Origin of the sequence: Thermoflexus sp. (assembly GCF_025055495.1) — a bacterium.
Taxonomy (GTDB): domain Bacteria; phylum Chloroflexota; class Anaerolineae; order Thermoflexales; family Thermoflexaceae; genus Thermoflexus.
In genome coordinates, this window is record NZ_JANWXB010000378.1 from 1 (window position 1) to 4,382 (window position 4,382).

The window sequence follows — 4,382 nt, forward strand, 5'->3', positions numbered from 1 at the left end:
GCCCGGCCCCGGCTTATTTGTTTTATTGCTTTGTTTTTGTTTCTGTTTTTTTTGGTGGGTTTGGGGGGGGGGGGGGGGGGGCCTTCGCCCCCCCGCACCGCCCCCGAAAGATTTTTTTCTCCCCCCTCCCCACGGCCCACAGGGCCGTGGGGAGGGGGGAGAAAGGGGGGAGGGGCCATCGCCTTCCGGACTCGCTTCGGTTCCTCAAATCCCCAGTTGATAACTGGACAAAGCACTAGCTCCCACGGCGGATCCGAACCGAACGCCCCGCGCTTCGTCCGTCCGAGGCCCAGCGTGAAGCGGGAGGGCCACATCGAGGCGGGCCGGGTTACAGGGGCGCCCGATCAGGGCCCGGGCGCAACCGGCTCTTTTTGATCCAGGGATAGCGATCGATCCCATGCTGGCGCATGTGGCGCCCTTTGGATTCCGCCCGCAGCAGGCCCTCAAACACCTCGCGGGGGACGCCGAAGTAAAGACAGACCCCTTTGTTGAACGCCACCTCCAGGATCTGACGGTCCTCATGATAGCGGACGGCGCTGATCATGCTCGACGGCAGGTTCTGCCACGCGGGCTCCTCCCCCGGCTTCTCCGGAGCCATCGCCGCCGCCTGCAGGAACGGCAGCCAGCCCTCCCGCAGGGGCGTCAGAACCAGGACCACCTCATCGCCCCGCAGCTCCAGCCGGAGGGAAAGCGGGTGCTCGCCCCGCAACGCCCGGGCCTCGTCCGGCCGTTTCCGCCGCAGCTCCAGTTCGTCGGTCGTCGGATGGTAGATCGCCTCCATCGTCGATCCCCCCAGAGGAAATCACACGCCTCTCGCTCCGCGCCGCACCCCCTCCCGAACCGCCTCGTAGAAGTCCACCACCCGGCGGGCAATCTCATCCCAATCGTATTGTCGGGCTCGACGGCGGCCGGCTTCGCTCATCCGCCCTCGAAGGGCCGGATCCTCCAGCACCCGCAAGAGGGCGTCCGCCAGCGCCTCCGGATCCTCCGGGGGAACCAAAAAGCCCTGGACGCCGTTTTCGATCACCTCGTTGTAGCCCGGGATGTCGGTCGTCACCACCGGGACGCCCGCGGCCATCGCCTCTAACAGCACGATGCCGAAGCTCTCCATGCCGATGGAGGGCGCGCAGAACACCGTGGCGGCCCGGTAATACGCGGGCAGTTGCTCGTCGGGCACATACCCGATGAAGCGGACGTTGCGCAGGCGCAGGTTCCAGGCCTGGGCCACGTAAGGCGCCTTCTCCGCCTTGCCGAACGCCCCCACCACCAGCAGACGGGCCTCCGGACAGCGGGCCTGCACCCGGGCGAAGGCCTCTAAGAGATACCGCAGCCCCTTGCGCCGCTCCAGACGGCCCACGAAAAGGATCGTCGGACGGCCATCCGCGAACGGCTCCGGCGGGCGGAGCGCCGGGTCCGCGAAGCGGGCGCAGTCGATGCCGTTGGGGATCACCACGTAGTCCGCCGGGAAGTAACGCATGTGATATCGCCGCGCCGCCTCCGAAACCACGATGCAGCCGTCCAGCCGCTTGAAAAACCGCCGCAACAGCGGCTTCCCGTAGTAATACGTCCGGCTGACCTCCCGATACGCGTGGAAGGTCCCCACCGCGATGGCCTGGGGCACCAGATCCCGATGCCGCAGGACGGCCAGGGGGAGCGCCGGGGTCAGGGGCTCATGCAGGTGCAGCACGTCGTAGCCGCCGGACTGGAGGATCGTCTTGATCCGGCGATACAGGCGGGGGGAGAGGGTGATCCGGGCGATGGAGCCGGCGAAGGGGAAGGCGATCACTGAGGCGGAGGCGTTGATGAACCCCTCCCCGCTGGCCCGCCCATCGGAAGCCGGGGCGATGATGTGCGCCTCGTGGCCCAGCCGCTGCAGGCTCCGGGCCAGATGGGCGATGTGATTGTTCACCCCTCCAGGCACAGCGAAATCGTAAGGGGATACCAGGGCGATGCGCATCGGCCGACGGCCTTTCCGGCTCCTGCAAGGAACGTCGAGGAGGATCAGTTCCCACGCCGAGAGTATGGGTTGCGCCGATGAAGGTGGCGCTGGCTCGGGACGGATCGCGCTCCCTGCGCGTCGCCAGAAGGGAGAGGGACCATCGCCGCAGCGCCTCCCTCGGTCAGCGATCGAGCGTCGCCCGGATCGGCGATCAGCCCCTCCAGGCGCCTCCGCACCGGGCGTCCGCCGGCACGGACGCCTTCCAGGAGGGTCGGCGAAGGCCGATCTCCGCCGAAAGGCCTACCCCCGTCGACTTCAGTCGACCCGTCCCACCCGTTGGGAGGGGATCCTCCAGATGGGCGTGGTCAGCACCCACTGGTCCGGCGCCTCCTGAAGGACCCCGGCGAAGATCTCCAGCGCTTGAGCCACTAGGGTTTCCCGGGCTTCCCCGGACTTCCCGGCAGGCCAGAGCGGGGGCCAGATCTGCAGGCGAACGCCTTCCCCCTCCCGTCGGGCGAAGGCCGGAACCACCGGGATCCCCCGGCGGACCGCCAGCTCCGCGTAGCCGTCCGGGAGCCATGCGTCTTCCCCAAAAAAAGAATACACTCGACCGCTCCCGGTGATATCCCGATCCAGGGCCAGCGCCACGATCCCCCCCTGCTGCAGGGTTCGGAACACCTCCCGCAGCGCTCCATCCGCCGGGATCAGCCGGAGGCCATGGGTGCCGCGCAGGCGGCAGAGATACCGGAACATCGCCGGAGGACGCACAGGCTCTGCCACCGCCAGGGCGGGAAGCCCGCTGGCCCCTAAGAATTGCAGGCCCCACTCCAAGGGGCCGTAATGGGCGCTCGCGGCAATGACCCCGTTCCCCGTCCGCCAGGCCTCTTCCAGGTGTTCCCACCCCTCGATCCGGATGGATGGGAACCAGCGGGAGGGATGGCGGCGAGGGGCCTGAAAGAGGTCCACGTAATTCCGCCAGAGCAGCCGGAAGGCCCTCCGGGCCGCCTGGTGGGCCGCGGGGTCCTCCGGCGAAGTCCCCAGCACATGCGCCAGGTTGTCCCGCAGGCCGGCGGCGGAAGGGAGGAGGGGATACCCGAAGTCCGCCAGGCGGGCCGCCAGATCATAGGCCAATCGGGGCGGCAGCGCCTGCGCCACCGCCCCGATGCCTCGGAAGAGCCCGTAAACCATCCAAGCGACGGCCTCAGATCCCGTGTCCGGCAATGAAGTCCTCCACCATCTGCCGCGCGATGTGGTCCGGGAATTGCTGGGGCGGCGATTTCATGAAGTAGGCGGAGGGACCGATCAGGGCGCCCTTCAGCCCGCGGTCCAGGGCGATCTTCGCGCAGCGCACCGCATCGATCACCACCCCCGCCGAGTTCGGGCTGTCCCACACCTCCAGCTTCGCCTCCAGGTGGATCGGCGCCCCGCCGAAAGTGGTCCCTTCGATTCGAATGTAGCACCACTTGCGATCCTGGAGCCAGGGCACGTAGTCGCTGGGGCCGATGTGGATGTTCTCCGGCGGCATCTCGTAGGGGATCATGCTGGTCACCGCGCTCGTCTTAGAGACCTTCTTGGATTCCAGCCGTTCCCGCTCCAGCATGTTCAGGAAATCCGTGTTGCCCCCGAAGTTCAATTGATACGTTCGCTCCACCCGCACGCCCCGTTCGATGAAGAGCTGCGTGAGCACCCGGTGCAGGATCGTGGCCCCCACCTGGGATTTCACGTCATCCCCGATGACCGGAAGGCCGGCCTCCTCGAACCGCTGCTGCCAGTAGGCCTCCCGGGCGATGAAGACAGGGATCCCGTTCACGAAGGCGCATCCGGCGTCCAGCACCTGCTCCACATACCACTTGGTGGCTTCCTCGCTGCCCACCGGCAGGAAGTTCACCACCACATCCGTTCCAGTGTCTTTCAGGATCTTCACGATGCGATCCGTGGGGCCAGGGGCTTTCCGGATGATGCCCGAGAGGTAACGGCCGATCCCATCGTGGGTCATGCCTCGATAAACCTTCACCCCCAGCCTCGGCACGTCCGCGAATTTCAGGGTGTTGTTGGGAGGGGTGAAGATGGCCTCGGCCAGATCCTTGCCGACTTTGTTCACGTCGATGTCGAAGGCCGCGGTGAACTCGATGTCCCGCACGTGATAGGGGCCCAGCCGCACGTGCATCAAGCCGGGGACGAAGGCATCATCGGGGGCGTCCCGATAATACCACACCCCCTGCACCAGGGCGGAGGCGCAGTTCCCGACGCCGATGATGGCCACACGCACCTTGCGATCGGCCACGGTGGAACCTCCTGGGAGAAGGGATCATGGCTTCCAAATTTAACCCAGGTTGGGCGCGATGGGAAACCGATATCCGGCAAGCCGGACGAGGGACGCGCTGGAAGCGCCGAGGGCCCCTGCCGGGCGCTTCGCATCGTGCTTGAAGATGAACGAAGCTTT

General features: G+C 66.9%; 4 protein-coding genes. All 4 read right to left on the reverse strand.

Annotation, left to right across the window (positions count from 1 at the left end):
• Positions 1–328: 328 nt before the first annotated feature.
• The 4 genes from NZM16_RS12210 to NZM16_RS12225 all read right to left on the reverse strand — a co-directional run bounded on the left by NZM16_RS12210 (position 329) and on the right by NZM16_RS12225 (position 4,223).
• Positions 329–781, reverse strand: coding sequence for a KTSC domain-containing protein (locus NZM16_RS12210; protein ID WP_295480618.1), 453 nt, complete (start codon positions 779–781; stop codon positions 329–331).
• 21 nt (positions 782–802) lie between these two features.
• Positions 803–1,957, reverse strand: coding sequence for a glycosyltransferase family 4 protein (locus tag NZM16_RS12215; protein WP_295480620.1), 1,155 nt, complete (start codon positions 1,955–1,957; stop codon positions 803–805).
• A gap of 297 nt (positions 1,958–2,254) precedes the next feature.
• Positions 2,255–3,160, reverse strand: a complete 906-nt coding sequence (locus NZM16_RS12220; protein WP_295480622.1) for a lysophospholipid acyltransferase family protein — start codon at positions 3,158–3,160, stop codon at positions 2,255–2,257.
• On the reverse strand, positions 3,141–4,223 hold the full coding sequence (locus NZM16_RS12225; protein ID WP_295480624.1) for an inositol-3-phosphate synthase: 1,083 nt from the start codon (positions 4,221–4,223) through the stop codon (positions 3,141–3,143). The genes NZM16_RS12220 and NZM16_RS12225 overlap by 20 nt, the downstream gene beginning before the upstream one ends.
• Positions 4,224–4,382: the final 159 nt, after the last annotated feature.